We start from the raw sequence: 18,218 nt of genomic DNA, 5'->3' as shown, positions 1-18,218 counted from the left end.
TGTTATGTTGATCCTAATGTTGAACCTCTAATTAACTCTTCAGTTGGCAGTGTGTGAAGTTTTTTGTAATGACACTGTTGTTTAGTATGGTAAGAGTCAACAATTTCGTATCCTACTGCATAACCGATCCACTTAGGGAACAATGTACCTTCTTCACCATATAGAAATATAGACTGAGCTCTTTCATTAGTAATATTTAAATTTGGTAAATAATAATGTTTCCATAATTCTTTCATTGCTTCAAATGGATAGCGATTATGCCATGGACCTAACCATTTCTCTCCATACAGTTGTTTTACTGCATGCTCGGCAAGACCTTCAAGTATGATGACATCTTTAAGAGCAGGTTCAACTTTCATCTTATTGTAAGTGGATAACCTGCATATGTGATGGTATTCATGTGCGAAAAGCGCTCGCACTTCATTCAAGACAAGAAATGGGGATAAAAACAAAAAGATAGATTGCTTATAAGTTACACCATTTTTAGAAGCTATCCTTTTACATTCAGGAAGATGAGCCTGTTTTATTGGGAAAATGAACACATTCACTTCAGGTCCATTCCACAACCTTTTTAAACGATGATATTCCTCTTCAACTACACTCCAGATATGCATTCTACTTAAATTCTTTAAAGTTTGCTCCAAATACTCATATTCAACAGGTTCAAATAAACCATACTGCAATAAAAAAAATTGCAATTCTTCACCTTGTATATCACTTTCATATTGTTCAATAGGATAACATAAAGTTTCACATTGAATTCGAAAGAGATTTTCTAAGTGAAATGTATTACCTTTACATGCCTTGGTAAAATCATTTAACCATAGAGACGTTTCCATTATGGACAACTTGCCCTCTCCTTTGATGAAACAAAATTAGGTACTTACCCATTATCCTGTAAGCTATGCTCGTGTCCAATCCAAAATACAAAAACTCACATAAGTTAGCAGTAGGTACAATCATGTATAGAATAAAAGGAGGGTATGTATGTCTGGACCAGATTTTTATCATGTGTGCTGCAGATATCATGGTAAACCCGTTCGTATAACATGCCGAGATGGCAGATCCCATGTAGGAGAAATCACCAGAGTAACAAGAACGCATGTATGGATAAGGCCGATAGACGGTCCAAGAGGATTTAATTATGGATTTTATGGATTTGGTTATGGTGGATTTGGTGTTCCATTTGCCTTAGGTGCCCTTACTGGAGTTGTTTTAGCTTCCGCTTTTCTCTGGTAAATCCAGTAAGGTACACTCCCGTTATTAACGAATGTATGTAGCTAGGTAACAGGTAAGAACAATGAATACACCTTCTCTCTTGTGAAGGTGTATTTTTTTCAAGCTTCTATTCTCGAAACCTTTTTCAATAAGAATTTCCGTGTAAGGAGAGAACTTAGTTGAAAAGAAGAAAACCTTATCGGTCTCCCATTAAATCAAGGTTATGTCTATTCCCTGAGTATAATTGGTGTGGACCTGGTTGTAGCGGTCCCCAAGGTCCAATAAATGCAGTAGATGCTGCGTGTCGAGCACATGATCTTTGTTACCGCTCCAAGGGACCTAGATGTGATTGCGATGTTGAATTTTTAGAAAGATTAGATAGGCTTAGAGAACTTCCCTCAAAAGAAGGAGAACACGCCCGTCTAATATACAGTATATGAAACTCCAAACTCTATTCAAGTGTTACTAAGGATTGCTATTTTATCTTTAATTGCTTTTACAACCACTTGATTCGTTTTCACACGTGCATGAAGTTTGTCTTCTCCTTCAACCACATGCCAAGGACTTGCTTGAGTAGATGTGCGGTCAAGCATGTCTTCTACAGCCATTTCATAGTCGTCCCATTTAGCACGATTTCTCCAGTCTTCATCTGTTAGCTTCCACTGTTTAAGTGGGTTTGCCGCTCGTTCACCAAATCGTCTAAGTTGCTCATTTTTCGATATATGAAACCAAAGCTTAACCACAACGTATCGGTCTTCTGTAAGCATATTTTCAAATTGATTTATTTCTTGAAATGCTCTGAACCATTCGGCTGATGTAGCCAGATTCTCTACTCTTTCAACCAAGACACGACCATACCAGGAGCGGTCAAAGATAGTGATTTTTCCATAAGGTGGTACTTTAGTCCAAAACCGTTTTAAATAGTGATGTCTTTTCTCATTAATGGAAGGAGCACCGATGGAATGAACATCAAATCCACGGGGATCAAGACCACTAGTCAATCTTTTTATCGCCCCTCCTTTACCCGAAGCATCCCACCCTTCACATACGATCAAACAACCTATTTGGTTATCAATCAATGACCTTTGTAGTTTAAGTAATTCCAATTGTGATTGTTTAAGTTCCTTTTTATATTGTTTTTTATCACTGATTTGTAATGTGAGGTCAACATTCTCCAACATCTTTTCATTCCCCCCTTTCATCTCCCAAGTATTACTCCAAACCAATTAATAGACTCGAATAAACCTTTTCAAGCATTTTACCACACTTTTCTTTAAAAATACGTTATGTTAGACAAGCATACTTCTATAATGATAGAAAACTAGATAGGAGGAACTATACATGCAATGGGTTATGATGCTTCTTATATTTATTGGAGGTATTGCCGTCTCAGTCCAGTCCTCCGTTAATGGCGGTCTAGGCCAAAAAGTAGGTGTTTTCGAGGGAGCCTTTGTTTCCTTTCTTGTTGGTACAGTAGCATTGTTCTTGATAATGTTGTTCTTTGGAAAAGGTAACCTTCTACAAGTATTCCAAGTTCCAAAATGGCAACTACTTGGTGGTCTTCTTGGAGCTTTTTATGTAAGCACGATGGTATTAGCAGTACCTAGAGTTGGTGTTGGAGCTGCTATATTTACTCTAATCACAGCGCAACTAATTACGAGCTCTTTAATCGATCACTTCGGATGGCTTGGAATGAAACAAATTCCCCTTGATTGGCAACGAATTGCTGGGATGGGATTAATGATTGTAGCTATTCTCTTATATACAAAGCGTTAATTATCCTTCGTTTTAATCTTTACATACAAAAACCAATGGAATCTGTTACTGATTCTATTGGTTTTTTACTTGGATAGGCTTTTTAAGAGCATCAGATTGGTATATCGACTCTAGCACTTGCACAATAGAAACACCATATCCTCCATCTAACTCCAAATCTTGCTTCCCTTTTATCGCTTCGACTAAGTCAAGTATTTGTCCTTGAAATACTGGTAGTTGTTCTGGTAAAGGAAATGTTTCATAATGGTCATCTTTTGCTATCCATACTCCTTTCCCAACTTCTACTTTCACCATGCCATTTTTGAAAATTAGTTCAGTGACATGTTGCCTGGCACCTTTATACCCTGATATTGAAATCGTAATTGGAATATTGGTCGATGTTTCAGCCCATACTAATGCACTAGCATCCACATCATATTTGGAATGATAAGTTAATGTAGCGCGAACAGTGCTAATAAATGAGTCTGTCATCCATAGGATTTTATCAACAGAGTGGGCACCTAAATTCATCATGACTCCCCCACCCGCTTTTTCTTTCTCCAAGAACCATTTAGGCCTTTCAGGAGTGAAATAATGCATGTGTCTCGATTCATTTATTTGAACTAATTCACCAAGTTCTCTAGATTGAATGATTTTTCTTGATACTATATTTTCAATAAAATAGTGCTGAGTATGACCTACCATTAACTTAACACCATTTTTTTCTGTTGCTTTGATGATTTCTTTGCATTCCCAAACGGTAAGGGCCATTGGTTTTTCAAGTAATATATGACTCTTTTGCTCTGCGCAGAACACTGCTGATTCTTTATGCAAAAAATGAGGTAACGTAATAATAGTAATGTCAGGACATTCTTGCTTAATCATCTCTTTATAATCGGTATATCCATTTACATGAAATAATGAACTCGCACGCTTGACTTTGTCATATTCTTTATCAGCTATGGCAACTGCTCTTACTTCTTCTAGGTTTTTTAAAGCTTCTAAATGCTCCTGAGCAATGTTCCCTGCACCTATGATACATACTGTATATATCACTGCTTTAACTCCTTTGTCCTACATTGTGTAATTTAATGAGAAAATCTTTATCTTGTACAGCATGTTGGTAAACTAGTTCAATTGATTCTCGTTCTGTTGCAACGCCAGACGTGAACTCAATGGAATAGGAGCCTTTAAATCCATTTCGTTTCAACTGATCAAAACGATTCCTTACAAATGGAGAACGTTCTTCTAAAGTGAAGAAGGTTCCATTATCAAATACACTGACATGAGCGTGGCTAATTCTAGCTCCTACATAATCAAACCAAGCTTGAAGATCAGTATTTTTATGAAAAGGATGAATGATTGCTTTATATTTACTATTGTTTAATTCAGTGAATATATCTTTTGCCATTCTTGGATCTTCCATGATTGTACCAGGATGACATTCACACAGTAATTGGCACTCACTAGGTAGTTGACTTGCCCAGTATTCAAGGTTTTTTAGATAAGTGTCTATCTCCTTCGTATTATTTCCAAGATTAAATTTCACAGATTGAGGTTGTAACCGTTGAATCATTTTGGCTGCTTGTAATCTCTCTGTTTCGTAACCGTCATCAAAACGAACATAGGAGTTATACACCTGAACGGGGAGCTTACTTTGTTCTAATCTCCTGATTTCTTGATTAGAAGCTTTTAGTACATGGTTTTCCCATAACTCGATACCAGTAAATCCATCCACATGAAAGCGAGATAACCACTCACTAACTTCTAAGGAAGGATTTCTAGCTTCGCGCCATCTATTTTTTTCTAACAACACAGTATTAATCAACACATTCGTCATGAAGATTCTCCCTTCGTTCAACAGAAAGAGGCAAGCCTTCCGGTTATTTATTTTAACCCAGAAGAACTTGCTCCTTTGACAAAGAATTTTTCAGTAAACAGAAACACAATCAAGATTGGTATTAGTGTCATTAACGCTGCAGCAATCAAATACTGTTCTTTTCCAAACCACGCTCCTTGCAAGGACAACACACCAATAGGTAGAGTGAATTTCTCTTCTGATGATAGATAAATAACAGGTGCCATGATTTCATTCCACTTTGTCATAAATGTAAAGATGGTTAGTGTTGCTAATTGGGGTTTACACATAGGAAGGAATATACGCCAATATGTTTGAAATGGAGTGCACCCATCTAACTTGGCGGCTTCTTCATATTCTTTAGGAATAGATAGAAAAGCCTGTCGCATTAAAAAAATTCCAAATGGCTGGGCAAGCCACTCCAAAATCCATAGTGGCACAAGCGTGTCTAGGAAACCCATGTGTTTAAAGATAATGAATTGCGGAATAATCATGACAACTGGTGGAATCATTAGCGTACCTAGCACCATAATAAATAGCGAATTCTTAAAGGGGAATTCTAGTCTGGCAAAAGCATAGGCTACCATAGAACAGGAAAGTAATGCTCCAGCAACAGAAAGAACTGTTACAATTAAGCTGTTCACTCCATATGTTCCAAGATCGGTCATTTTCCATACTTCTACATAGTTTTGCCACTGAAATGGGTTTGGAATCCATTCTACTGGTATAGCCGTGTACTGCTTATAGGATTTTAATGAATTCATTGCAGCAGTGATAAAAGGAGTAAGCATGATACAGGAGCTTATAAGGATGATGAGATAACTTACAATCCTTCGCTTATTATTTGGATTTTTCATATAGAAACACCTCTACTGATTACACTATTTTTCATAGTGAACCCACTTGTTTTGAAGCTTCACTTGAATCAATGTGATAATAAATAGGATGATGAACAGCACCCAAGCAATGGCAGAAGCATAACCCATTTTCAAGAAAGCAAATCCTTGTTGAAATAAATACAACATGAGTACCATGCTGGAATTGTTCGGTCCTCCAGCAGCTGTTATATCTCCCCCATTCCCCGTCATCACATATATTTGTTCAAATGCTTGAAAGGTCGTAATCGTACTTAGTACTAATACTAGAAACGTGGTACCAGAGATTAACGGAATGGTTACGTGCCTAAACTTCTTGAGAACACCTGCCCCTTCTATTTCGGCTGCTTCATAGAGATCTTCAGGAACATTCTGAAGTCCAGCTAAGAAAATTACCATCATATAACCAATTCCTTTCCAAACTGCCACAACCACTAATACAGGAATCACCAGCATTTCATCATTCAGCCATTGCTGTTGAGACATACCTATCTTAGAAAGAACCGTATTCGCTAAACCAAATCTAGGATTAAATATTGCATCCGCGACATATAGAACGACCGTCCAGGAAGAAATGACAGGAATAAAGTGAGCCATCCTAAATAACTTCAATCCTCTTAGCTGTTGATTCAGTGCAACAGCTAATATTAGAGCAAGGATTGTTTGGGCTGGTACAAATAAAACCGTAAAATAAACGGTATTTCCTAATGCTTGCCAAAACACTTGATCATTGACAAGCTTAGTGTAATTCCCGATGCCTATAAATTCTGGAGCATTTAACATATCGTATTTAGAGAGACTAAAGTAAAAAGAAGCAAGTAATGTAAACGCTATAAATACTACAAAGTGAATAAGATAAGGGGAAATCATAATCAATCCCCATTTCCCCTCATGAGTTAACCTTTTCTTTTGTTTAGGTTCTGTTGGTTGGGTTGGCTTGTTATGTTCGATTTTCGAAGGATTCGCCATAATTGCCACACACTTTCTATATCTATTTATCTAGCATTATTGATTGTTATAAAATTCATCTAGCACCTTCTGAACTTCTTGATCCGCTTCCTCTAAGGCATCATCAACACTCGTTTCACCTAAGAAGGCACGATTTACGTTATCTCCAAATACTTTCACCCATTCAGACCATACAGCATTTACATCAAGCGTACCTGCAAAATCAAAACTGTCTAAGAAAGCCTGCTTGTTCTCAGGTTTTTCACCAGATCCTAAGAATAAATCAGAGTTAGCTACAGACTTTTTAACAGGAACTGCTTCCCCAAGTTCCGCCCATTCTCTTTGAACTTTATCTTCTGTTACCCAATATTTGATCCATTCCCAAGCAGCTTGTGCTTTCGCATCAGAAGCACTCTCACTGATAATCCAGGAGTTTGCAATAACTGGCGAGAAACGCTCTCCACTTGGACCTTTTGGTAGAACGGTAACATCATAATTTACACCTGTTTCATTTGCCGCAAGTACTCGAGCATAAATGCCAATTCTCATCGCAGCTGTTTCACTAGGAAAAGGAGACATTGGACTTTGGAAAGCTTGAAGATCAGCGGGATCAGTTAAAATCCCTCGTTCCATTCCATCTACAATCCAGTTCATAGCCTCTTTGTTTTCGGTAGAGTCCACAATGGAATTCTTTAACTCATCCCCAAGGACACCACCGCCATATGATTTCAATACTGGCATCCAGCCTTCGGTTATATTAAAAAATGTAAGACCAAATTGTTTCACTGTACTTGTATCAAAGGAAGAAGCATTGGCATCGTTATCATTAGCATCTAATGTTAACTTAGCTCCCGCTTCCTTTAAATCATCCCATGTCCAACTATCATCCGGATAGTCTACACCTGCTTTATCAAACATATCTTTATTATAAAAGAGGGCACCAATTTGAATTCCCTGAGGGACAGCCCAATACTTACCGTCAGCATCCTTGTTAAAATCTAAGCCGTAATATTCGTCCTTGTTTAAGTCATTATTGATCCATTCCGTTAAATCCTTTGCAGCCCCTCGTTCAGCATACTTTTGAACAAACACCCCATCTGATAACCAGACATCAGGAGCGGTACCACCTGCGATTTGCGTATCTAATTTTTGGAAGAATTGAGAATAAGGAGCGTTTTGAGTTTTCACCTTGATGTTGGGATGTGCTTGTTCAAATTTGTTAATAAGCTCTTCCATTTTTTGATCAGCACTTCCAGAAGAATAAAATCCTAACGTAATTTTAACTTGTTCTTCACTAGTAGAATCATTGTCTCCATCTTGCTCAGCGTCCCCTTCTGTTTGGTTAGAACAAGCGGATAGCACTAGAGCAAATAGAGCAAACAAATACAACACTAGCCGAGGCCATCTTACCTTAGACATGTTAAAATTCCCCCTTCGTTTATTGATAACGCTTTCAAACTTAATACTACTCTGTTTTTTTTATAAGAGAATGTAATTTCATTTGATTGTTTGTGTTTTTTTCAATAAAATGAAAATAAAGAATTTTCTGTAATTAGATTTCGTTGATCTTGCTCCTACCTTCCATGCCAATCATATGCAGTATGTCGTATATAAGGGGGATTTACATGTATATTCCATTTACTAAACGTACGTCCATTAAGTCCAAGCTATTTTTTGTCATCCTTTTTTTCGTATGTGCTCCCCTTATTCTATTCGGTTATTTTTGGTATGAAAAAACCACATCTTCCCTTGAACAAAATGCTATTCAATATAGTCAACACCTATTAAACCAAACCAATCAATATCTAAATTTCTATTTAGAAGACCTTAAAAAGGCTACTGCCCCCTTCCAGACTAATCTACAAGTTAAACAATATGTAGATTTACAGCCTCAACCTAAAGACAAATTCACGACTTTTCAACTCTCTAAACAAATACAGGAAGAAGCTTTTGCATCTATTCTTAATGGTCGTTCGGATATATTTGGTATATCACTCATTAATAAAAATGTCATGCAAGTAAACAATTACAGCCAAGTAAACACATTTTTGGATATGGATGAGATTCGCAACAGAAATATCGAGCTATGGAAGAAAGTAGATTCGTTCGATACCTATGAAGTGTTAGATGTAGAAAAGATACAACATACTTCTGTAATACCAATAGTTAGGAAGCTGTATGATAAAACAACCTATGAGACAACTGGATTACTAATCATTCATTTGCAGTTAAACCAACTAGCTAAAATTATCAATGAGGTAACCCTTAGCCATTTTAATAATGTCTGGATAGTTAATGAACACCACAAGATTATGTATCATTCTAATGAAGAGTTGTTAGGCACAACATCCATATCTCACTCCTTCCAATCAAACATTTCTGTTCAAAGAGAAAATAAAGAAAATACGTTATTAGTTCATGAGGAATTTCCAAATACTGAATTAAAATGGGGACTCATCGCCAGTGTACCGATGGACAGGATTATGGGTAACCTAATTAAACTGCGTAATTCTACGATATGGGTAGGATTAATCCTAATTGGTGCAGCCCTATTTTTTGTAGGTGGCTTCTCTTTTTCGTTAACGTATTCATTAGAGAATCTACAAAAGTTAATGAAAAGTGCTGAATCTGGCAATCTAAATCTCGAACGAAAGAAACCATTTCCTCTTTATCAAAATGATGAAGTGAGCGATCTTTATGAAAGCTTTTATACCATGACTACAGAACTTGATCGATTGATAGAACAAGTTCATCTTGCAAAACTTAAAGAAAAGGAATTGGAATTAAGAACCCGTGAATCGGAATTGCAAGCTATGCAATCACAAATCAATCCTCACTTTTTATACAACACCTTAGAAATTATTAACTCCTATGCGATTATTGAGAATCAACCAACCATTAGTAACATGACAACCTCTCTTGCAGATATGTTCCGATATAATGTAAGTAATACAAAAAAAGTGGTAACCCTCCAAGAAGAAATGGCACAAATTAAATCCTATTTACAAATACAACAAGAACGGTTCGAAAAGCTTCGTGTCATTTATGATCTAAATGATTCTGACTTACAAGATGTTATAACTGCTCGATTAACCCTTCAACCTATTCTAGAAAATGCGTTCATTCATGGTTATGAAGAGCATCAATTAGCCCCTGAATTTATTGGCATCTATGGGAAGAAAACGACTTATTATTATCAAGTGTTCGTTGTTGATTTAGGAAAAGGCATGTCACCAGATACGATCGAAACATACAACTATGCGTTCACTCATAATGTTGATCCACCTGAACCCCAAAAATCTACCAAGCGTATAGGGTTAATGAATGTTCACAAACGTTTGTGCACTCAATTCGGGTTTCCTTATGGTTTATCTATACAAAAGTCTGATGAGACAGGCACCGTCATAGAAGTACGTTTACCCTTTGCAGTGGAAAAGCAAATGAAGGAGGCATAGATGATGTATAAGGTTATTACAGTTGATGATGAAAAGCTTATTAAACGTAGCATCCATGCACTAATTCTTAAGAACCAAACAGGATTTGAATTAGTTGGCGAAGCAATTGATGGTGAAGATGCCCTTCAACTATGTACAGACCTATCTCCCGATCTTGTCATAACAGACATTCGTATGCCTAAAATGAATGGACTTTCTTTTATTCAAAAGGTTAAAGAAATGAATAATCACACCCAATTTATCGTTGTTTCTGGCTATGATGAATTTGAATATGCACAAACGGCCCTCCGCTTTGGGGTAGTTGATTTTCTTTTAAAACCGATTAAACCGGACCAATTTTTAGCGTCATTACAAAAGGTTTATCACCATCTTGAAACAAAAGATAAAGCTTCAAAAGAACGAAGTGAATGGCTCTGGAACGTAAAAGTATTTGCTGAAGAACTCGTTAGTCATATATGGTTATTAGAAGAGCAACATGTACGTACTAAAATGGAAGAGATTCACCAGCAACTATTGAACAAACAAGTAGAAGAGCAAACGATGAAGCGGCTATATACGGATTTAATAACGTATATGAAAGGTGAATTAAAAAATCAAACTGAACGGATGAGTGACCTCCCCTGTATAGATGAGAGATCATTACCTGATAAAGAGAAGAATATGAAAGATTTTATGGTGAACCTTTGTGAATCAATCATCAATACGGTAAAAGAAAAGAGGAAATATGGTCATAGAAAAAACATTTTAACTGTGGTTTCGTACATTGAAGAACACTTCACTAAAGAAAATGTATCCTTGCAAGAAGTTGCGAATCTAGTAGATATGTCTCCCTCCTACTTCAGTATGGAGTTTAAACAAGAAATGGGAATAAGTTTCAAACAGTTCATCACGAAGAAGCGAATAGAGAAAGCAAAAGACCTGCTGCATAATCCTATTTATAAGACGTATGAGATCGCAGAAGCTATTGGATATGGAGATTATCCCCATTTTACGAAAACCTTTAAAAAATGCACAGGCTTAACACCAACACAATATCGCAAACGAATTGGATTGTAGAAAACTATGAAGCAATAGAGTGTTTCTAAAAATACACAACACCAAAATAAAAAAACGCATGGGGGCTCATACTTAAACCCCATGCGTTCTATTATGCATAAAAAAGGAACCTTCAACTTTTCTACACTATCAGTAAATGTCTAGATACGATGAATATGTGTTTTCCTTGCTTTGAATACTTATAGTCCGGTCCGTAGCGTTTTTATCTGATAAGAGAATGGTAATCGTTTTATCATTCAATTCACTATTCACATAATCCGTTATATCTATGCTATACCATCCCTTAGATACAATATCTACTTCACCAATTAATGTCCCCTCTTGGTTGGAAGGAGTTGTGTCCCATGTTATTGTATCCTCACTCCACCCATCATCAGTAATGCCAGTAATAGTCATGGGTACCTTTGACACATTTGCATCGGTTACTCCTGAATTTACGTAAAAATGTAGTAGCCCATTTGAAACACTAGATGTTTGAACGGAGGAAAGATCAAATTTGAGATAGGTGGATCGATCATAGTTACTCGATTTTGTATCCAATACATCTTTTATTTCTAAAAGCGGCGCTGCTCCATAGTTCTCATCCCCATATGAGCCGCTTCGAACATGAGCATCTTCCTGAACTGGAATGGTATTCTTCACCCATTCTGTTGATAGTTGATCATATTCATCATAAGCCGAAGCCCAATAATACCCTTCTGAGAGAATTCGATTTACTTTAAAACCTAATTGTCCTTTTCCATTGGGAAGATTCTCAGATGAAAACGTGATGTAACCTTGAGAATCCGTTTCAGTATTGATATATAAACCACTTAACATTGTAAAACGTCCACCTACAGTACTCATCACTCCTTCTGATGTATCCTTATCAATCACTTGTAAGGACACGGTCCCCTTGGTTCCGTCATACTGAATACTTGCATGTTTTATGATGAGGGGCTTTAATTCAGTTTCACTAGTTGTAGCTGATGTAACACTTGATGAAGGGCCTATATTTCCATTCACATCTATAGCAGCAACTTTATAGAAATACTGTGTTTTGGCTAGCAGTCCTTCATCCGTATAATCAAGCCTTCTAGAGGAACCCACTAAATTGGAATCATTCGCTTCAAAATCTGGAGATGTACTTCGATAAAAATAATATTCTTCTACTTCTTGATTATCATAAGCTCTTCCGTAAGTTATTGAGATACTCTGGTAATCTAAAGCAGTAGCTACAGGTTCAGAAGAGACAGGTGATGGATCTATGGAATCTTCAGGTGGTTTCCAATAAACAGCATCAGGACTCCACTCAGATGGTAAATAACGAATGGTATCATAATGGTGAAGTGCAATACCTCCATATGAAACATCCCCCGAGAAAGCGTTTTCAACTTTATCCAACTCAGCTTCCATATACGTTCGACCTTCTTCTCGAAAACTAATAACTTCAGGGTCTCCGCCATCAGCTATATCTTTCGTCTCGACTCCAATGACGACCGAATTAGGCTTTCCGATTTCATTGGCATAATCGATTTCTCCTTGTGCTTGAGCAATAATACCTGCTGAACCATCTGCTGTATCGCGATAATCCATAATGGAAATGTAATCGACAATATCTTGAATATGCTCTGATAACCATTTTGTTTCTTTTGTTTGATTCGAGGCACCCCAAGTAATGGCTTCTGCATTTGGTGAACTATCATACCACCTTGGAATGGCAGCACCAACAAAAAGACCGGATCCAGCTATTTCTTTTCTATTCATGAATATTTGTAAAAGATCTAAATATTGAAGTTGTAAAGAGGGTTTATCTGTTTTGAATTCGGGGGCAATATAAGGTTCAATATCAATATTTACTCCATCAAATTTTTCATTTTCTTGTGAGGAAAGATTATAGTTCAAAATGTTTTCAAATTCTTGAATGGCTATATCATGATAGCGTTCATAGGCACCAAAATAGGGAGGTGATGTTCCTCCTGCAATTAATGCATGTACTTTATATCCATTATCATGAGCCCAACTTACAAGGTTGCGAACTCGATCACGTTCGTCTTCTAACATATCAACTCCAAAGTAACGATCGACACCTAAATATAACGTGGTGATCTCATCCTGTCCGAACGTACTTGTGTCTTTTGCCATGGCATCTAATACATGTCGTGATCCTTCATTATAAAGTAAATTGTAAGATGCATTTTCCCAAATCCACATGGCTCGGTTTTGATTAATAAATTGGGTGGCTTCCTGTGATCCTTCTCCACTATATACATAAGTTGTAGCACTGTAGCCAACATTGCCTTCCATATCAGTAGCTCTAGCTTCTAAACTATAGGTCTGATTGTCTTGATGGATTTCCCATTTATATTCATACCCATCATTCTTATGCTTTGTTCTCATCCATTCACTACCATTTACCCTGATTTCCACCGATGCTAGTTCGTTTACTGCTTCTACAGATAGTTTTACCTTTGTCTTTTCACGAAGCAATTGCGATCCATCACCAGGACTTATGATTTTAACCAATGGAGTATCTGCAGAAGGGTTGATGATATAGCCATTTACTATGTTAGACCATATAGTGTATCTTGTTTCAATGTCGGTTCCAGTTGCCAGTAATTCGATATCACCGTTATAAGTGGATGTATCCAAATCATAATACCAATTTCCGTCGCCAGAATTCACGACAGGTCGTTTCGTTGAACCATTAATAAGTAAGTGTATGCTAGTAACGTTTGTATATGATCCAGATACCCTTACCGTATCCTCATCTAACGTATCTCCATTTTGATGAGAATCAATGGTTAAATTCCCAGATGCCTCTACGTTCGTCATACAAAAAAAGAACATGGAGATAAACAGTAAAAAGACCGTCATTACCGATCTATACGAATGTTTTGTGTATTCCATTCTCCTTATCACCTTCCTTTTTAAGAAATTATTAAGTAACAAAAACTTGCTTTATAGCAAACCTTAGGAATAATAGGGTTTCTTAATTTTAGACAAAAAAAGAATCACCACCTTAGTGATGATTCTATTAATATAGATTCATTATCATGCTGTCCTTTATATGTCTTTTTTTGAAATCCTTATACTTTAATAATGTCTTCGTAGGCTGTAGGTGACTTTCTTGAAAAGAGAATTTCCCCTGCCATGTGACATCCACTAAATTGAAAGCTATTAGGCCCGGCATGGGAAAATAATAGTACTTCCTGATTTATCCCTCTCGTCACTTCAACTGCTGTAACTGCTTGTTTTGAGAATAATTGATTTTTCGTGTCGAATACATCTATTTCTTTTAACGTAAACGGAGTTTTTTCCATGGTTGAATCGGGGACAATTGCCGATACAAATTTAACTAACCCTTTTCCTTCTTGAGAGCAAGTAACTTTAGTAGATTTATTTTTGTGATTATAATCTCTAGAAGTCCAACATGACTCTGTTGAGACTATACCAGAATGAAGTGAAATCATAGTAAGTTCAGCACCGTTTTTAGCCTTAGAATGAATTTTCCCATCGTCTTCAACCCTAACATCATTATCTTCACTAAAATGAAAATGTTGTTTATATTCATGAGTATCATGGGAAGAACATGTGTCAACTAAGATCCAGTAATAAGGTTTAATAAACATCAATTGACGCTTAACCTCGACAGGGCTTTCTAATCGCAAATAGCCATTATGTCCTGATTGAACATAGTCAACAAGATCCGTAGATTTCCAATAACGATCAACAGGTTGAGCTATATTCTCCCATGTCCATGAATCCACATAAGTAGAAATCGTTTGATCATCCACGCTAATTGTATTGTGTTGGGTGGATTCTTTAAAATATCTTCGGTCCTCATTTTCCATATAAGTGTATCGACCTGTATCTATTAAAAAATCCGCTCCGTTTGAACATAAGTCAAAATGGAGAAAATCGTCATGACCATGTGCTCGAATGATGTCCATATGGCCACCATCAAATAATACATATTGAGCGTCCGATTTCCATGAACTTCTCATGATAGAATAGCCGGCTTGGTCAAAATGAGTGGAACAAAAGGAAGGTTCTACTGGATTTAGTCTTTCGTATAAGCTGAATCCTTCTTTACCGAAGTACCATATTCCTTCAAAATCCAATACACTATACGCTTGATGCTTAAATTCCCCATTCTCAAATAAAACTGATCCACGTGTTAATACATCACGGATATCTGTATGATCACTATCACTAATCATCGGTTGATGTCCATTTGGTTTCACAAATGCAAGTGATGCAGTAAATAACCTATGAAGAGAGCGTTCTAAGGTACAAGGTAGTGAATAATCATTCTTCTTAGCTAGTAATACACATTCAAACAGGCAATGAAGAACTTCATGATGATACATGGGACTTTGTTCATTATGCATGCCATCTTCAAATACCTGGAGTTTACACATGCCCTCTAATCTTGTAACTGCTGCTTCTAACCATTTTTCAGTGCTCTCTAGATGTGGAAATAACATAGCTATCTGAAAAAGCCCATTGGTTTCAAGAAATCCCCAATTACTCTGCTGATCATGTGGGAGGTAAGCTATATGTAGATACATCCCATGCAAAGATAGAGCATGTTGGAAGGTTTCCTCTTCCGTACGCCCCCATTGCTCTGAAGATTTCACACAATAATATCCTTTTATCCAGTTTGTTATCCTAATTCCGCTATCTAGCTTCCGCCATGTATCTTTTACATTGTATTTTCTGTCTTTACTTTCATGAACTTCATTTTCTGTGAGTGGGTTCTGCGCTAACCAGTCGTTCATTAACCGAATATAAGCGGAAACGTACTTTTCATCGTCTGTTAACCAATAGGATTGACCTAATTCAGCCATGAATCTAGCCCGATTCAGATTTACTGTCCATTCAAAATCACCCTTATATTGGTATGTCCAATCGATTGAGTCAGAAAAAGAAATGGGTGTCTCACAACGCTCCATATCCCATCTGTGTGTAAAGATGAACGTGTTATCACAAGCCAAGTCCGCCCTATGAATGACTTCATTCACTTCATTTTCCCAGTACTGTGTTGTCATATCTTTAATGTAATCTTTTGAGGCTTCAGAGTAAAAAAATGAGGGTTCCTTTACACCTGAGTTCATACGTAAAAACCTCCATTCAGATTAAGAGAATTATCTTATATACTAGTGTATATGAATTTTTCTTTTACCAATACGACTTTTTCATGTCTTTATTGTTCCAATACAATAAAGTATTATATTTGCAGAAAAAGTAAAGGCCTTTGTATTTATCAACAACAGATTTTATATTTACTATAACTATTTAAGGCAACTGTAGCTTTGCAATTTTCTTAAATTTAACCAGTAAGGGTTCAAGAAAATAGAGAACAGGTACACTCACCAAAGTTAAAACAATACCAATACCTTTGAAATATTATCATTTTCTAATAATAAGAATATTAATAGAATGAAGGTAAAATCTCCAAATATAAATGGAATCTTTCATGTAGTACAATTAATACAATTATGTACTTTAACCCCCCTATTTTGATAAGACTTATTAATAGTTAATCACATAAAATATAAATCCATGATACCTTAAGGGGGTATCATTGTTGTTCGAGTATCTTGGTTTTTCATCTTCTAAGGTAAGACTCTTCGCATCATAAAAAGGAACACTTTTTGATTTACCTTTGTGACAGAATTACTCCTCTAATACTGACTAACTACTAAGTTAACTCTATATTATATTCGTTAACTAAGTCTTTAAAGGCAGGTCTTTCATTCCTATCTCGTCCAATTACATGTGTTGCAGTCACTAGTGAGTTCAAAACTGCCTCTTCAGTAGCATCACCAACAGCTCTGAATGCTAAATCAATATCTTCCTCATGTATCATTGGAACCGACATATAACTTGAGATTTTATTATGAGGTATTTTGGTAGCTGTAGAAAAGCCAATTACTACTTCTCCACTCCCATTTGTAATGATAGAACCCGTGCGAGATAACCCTGTAATAGTTCTTTTAATAACCCTATTTAATTGTCTTTCAGATACAGGTAGATCTGTACTAACTATTACAATAATGGAACCTTTATCTTTCTCCTCATGCGATTGGAGGATGGAATCTCTCAGTTCTTCCCCAACAGCTTTTCCGTTCACTTTTAAGTCACTTAATATTCCAAAATTAGCTAACACAAAAACCCCCATTGTATATGTACCATGCTCCATCTTCATTAACCTTGAGGAAGTTCCAATCCCCCCTTTTAATGAATAACAAAGCATTCCAGTACCTGCTCCAACCGAACCTTCTTTTACCTCTTTTGATGTATTATTCAATGCATGTATAACATGTTCCTTAGTAATAAACCTAGCTCGAACATCATTTAGTAGCATGTCGTTACATTCACATACTACAGGATTAATTGTTCCAGTTGTTCTTCCAATTTCGGGATTTTGATCTAGCATATATCCAATCAATGCATCTGCTGCAGTTCCAATACTCAACGTATTCGTTAAGATGATTGGAGATTCTAATGTGCCTAACTCATTGATTTGTAACGTCCCCATTGTTTTTCCAAACCCATTAATCACATGACTTGAAGCAATTACCTTTTCTTTAAATATGTTCCCTTGGTGAGGTAAGATAGCTGTAACACCTGTTTGAGTACCATTCTCGCTAAGAGTGACATGACCAACAGATATGCCATCAACATCTGTAATTGAGTTGTAGTGCCCTGTTTCTAGTTTACCTATCTTTACTCCATAATCTCTGATCCTTTTTTGAATGGACATCGGCTTCCCCCTATAAAGTTCATTACCAAATTTAAAAGGAAATTTGGTAATTGTGAAAGAAGGCCTAGGTTCTCCACCTAGGCCTCATCCATATTCATATACTAATTGATTATTTCCATTGATTTTAAAAGAATGACAGCACAGCCAGAAGCAAATCCCCCTGCACTAAAGGCAAGGAAAAAATAAAGCCAACTTGTACTTTCTTTCTTTTTAATATATATAGCATAGATAAGGGAAAATAACACTCCTATAAACATAGCGCCAGATGCGGTTGTAGGAGATAAGATTTCTAGATTCATGAA

16 protein-coding genes are annotated in these 18,218 nt (G+C 36.5%); 5 read left to right on the top strand and 11 right to left on the bottom strand.

The genetic code is table 11. From position 1 onward, the window contains the following. Positions 1-2: 2 nt before the first annotated feature. Positions 3-839: a DUF2268 domain-containing protein gene (locus tag GLW08_RS00595; RefSeq protein WP_237458326.1), complete on the bottom strand. Its 837-nt coding sequence runs from the start codon at positions 837-839 to the stop codon at positions 3-5. Positions 840-987: 148 nt separating this feature from the next. Here GLW08_RS00595 and GLW08_RS00590 point away from each other — a divergent pair, with 148 nt between their 5' ends. After that, positions 988-1,239 (top strand): hypothetical protein, encoded by a 252-nt coding sequence (locus GLW08_RS00590; RefSeq protein WP_160846657.1) that lies wholly within the window; start codon positions 988-990, stop codon positions 1,237-1,239. Positions 1,240-1,397: 158 nt separating this feature from the next. Beyond that, positions 1,398-1,658: a phospholipase gene (locus tag GLW08_RS21740; protein WP_237458247.1), complete on the top strand. Its 261-nt coding sequence runs from the start codon at positions 1,398-1,400 to the stop codon at positions 1,656-1,658. A gap of 15 nt (positions 1,659-1,673) precedes the next feature. On the opposite strand, the gene GLW08_RS00585 is transcribed toward GLW08_RS21740, so the two are convergent. Beyond that, positions 1,674-2,399 (bottom strand): polyphosphate kinase 2 family protein, encoded by a 726-nt coding sequence (locus tag GLW08_RS00585; RefSeq protein ID WP_160846656.1) that lies wholly within the window; start codon positions 2,397-2,399, stop codon positions 1,674-1,676. Between the two features lie 160 nt (positions 2,400-2,559). Here GLW08_RS00585 and GLW08_RS00580 point away from each other — a divergent pair, with 160 nt between their 5' ends. Next, positions 2,560-2,994: a DMT family transporter gene (locus tag GLW08_RS00580; RefSeq protein WP_160846655.1), complete on the top strand. Its 435-nt coding sequence runs from the start codon at positions 2,560-2,562 to the stop codon at positions 2,992-2,994. A 54-nt stretch (positions 2,995-3,048) separates the two neighbouring features. On the opposite strand, the gene GLW08_RS22205 is transcribed toward GLW08_RS00580, so the two are convergent. The 5 genes from GLW08_RS22205 to GLW08_RS00555 are packed head-to-tail and all read right to left on the bottom strand — an operon-like array spanning position 3,049 to position 8,073. Continuing rightward, positions 3,049-4,029 carry a Gfo/Idh/MocA family oxidoreductase gene (locus GLW08_RS22205; RefSeq protein WP_160846654.1) on the bottom strand — a complete coding sequence of 327 codons (981 nt, stop codon included), beginning with the start codon at positions 4,027-4,029 and terminating at the stop codon, positions 3,049-3,051. Between the two features lie 4 nt (positions 4,030-4,033). Then, complete coding sequence (locus GLW08_RS00570; RefSeq protein ID WP_160846652.1) at positions 4,034-4,813, bottom strand: sugar phosphate isomerase/epimerase family protein; 780 nt, start codon at positions 4,811-4,813, stop codon at positions 4,034-4,036. A gap of 47 nt (positions 4,814-4,860) precedes the next feature. Beyond that, positions 4,861-5,688 (bottom strand): carbohydrate ABC transporter permease, encoded by an 828-nt coding sequence (locus tag GLW08_RS00565; RefSeq protein WP_160846651.1) that lies wholly within the window; start codon positions 5,686-5,688, stop codon positions 4,861-4,863. A 24-nt stretch (positions 5,689-5,712) separates the two neighbouring features. After that, complete coding sequence (locus GLW08_RS00560; RefSeq protein WP_160846649.1) at positions 5,713-6,675, bottom strand: carbohydrate ABC transporter permease; 963 nt, start codon at positions 6,673-6,675, stop codon at positions 5,713-5,715. A gap of 36 nt (positions 6,676-6,711) precedes the next feature. Further along, entirely contained in the window at positions 6,712-8,073 is a 1,362-nt protein-coding gene (locus GLW08_RS00555) for an ABC transporter substrate-binding protein (RefSeq protein WP_160846647.1), read from the bottom strand. A gap of 206 nt (positions 8,074-8,279) precedes the next feature. Here GLW08_RS00555 and GLW08_RS00550 point away from each other — a divergent pair, with 206 nt between their 5' ends. Next, positions 8,280-10,109, top strand: coding sequence for a sensor histidine kinase (locus GLW08_RS00550; RefSeq protein WP_160846646.1), 1,830 nt, complete (start codon positions 8,280-8,282; stop codon positions 10,107-10,109). Beyond that, positions 10,110-11,165 (top strand): response regulator transcription factor, encoded by a 1,056-nt coding sequence (locus tag GLW08_RS00545; protein ID WP_160846645.1) that lies wholly within the window; start codon positions 10,110-10,112, stop codon positions 11,163-11,165. It begins immediately after the preceding gene. 129 nt (positions 11,166-11,294) lie between these two features. Here GLW08_RS00545 and GLW08_RS00540 read toward each other — a convergent pair whose 3' ends face one another. The 4 genes from GLW08_RS00540 to GLW08_RS00525 form a co-directional block, all read right to left on the bottom strand. Continuing rightward, positions 11,295-14,054: a DUF7594 domain-containing protein gene (locus GLW08_RS00540; RefSeq protein ID WP_160846644.1), complete on the bottom strand. Its 2,760-nt coding sequence runs from the start codon at positions 14,052-14,054 to the stop codon at positions 11,295-11,297. 179 nt (positions 14,055-14,233) lie between these two features. Further along, positions 14,234-16,264 (bottom strand): alginate lyase family protein, encoded by a 2,031-nt coding sequence (locus GLW08_RS00535; protein WP_160846643.1) that lies wholly within the window; start codon positions 16,262-16,264, stop codon positions 14,234-14,236. Between the two features lie 587 nt (positions 16,265-16,851). Then, positions 16,852-17,916, bottom strand: a complete 1,065-nt coding sequence (locus GLW08_RS00530) for a P1 family peptidase (protein WP_160846642.1) — start codon at positions 17,914-17,916, stop codon at positions 16,852-16,854. Positions 17,917-18,017: 101 nt separating this feature from the next. After that, positions 18,018-18,215, bottom strand: coding sequence for a hypothetical protein (locus GLW08_RS00525; protein ID WP_160846641.1), 198 nt, complete (start codon positions 18,213-18,215; stop codon positions 18,018-18,020). Between the last annotated feature and the right edge of the window lie 3 nt (positions 18,216-18,218).

Source organism: Pontibacillus yanchengensis, from assembly GCF_009856295.1.
Taxonomy (GTDB): domain Bacteria; phylum Bacillota; class Bacilli; order Bacillales; family BH030062; genus Pontibacillus; species Pontibacillus yanchengensis_A.
The sequence above is the reverse complement of the archived record's forward strand: the minus strand, read 5'-3'. Positions and strand labels throughout refer to the sequence as shown.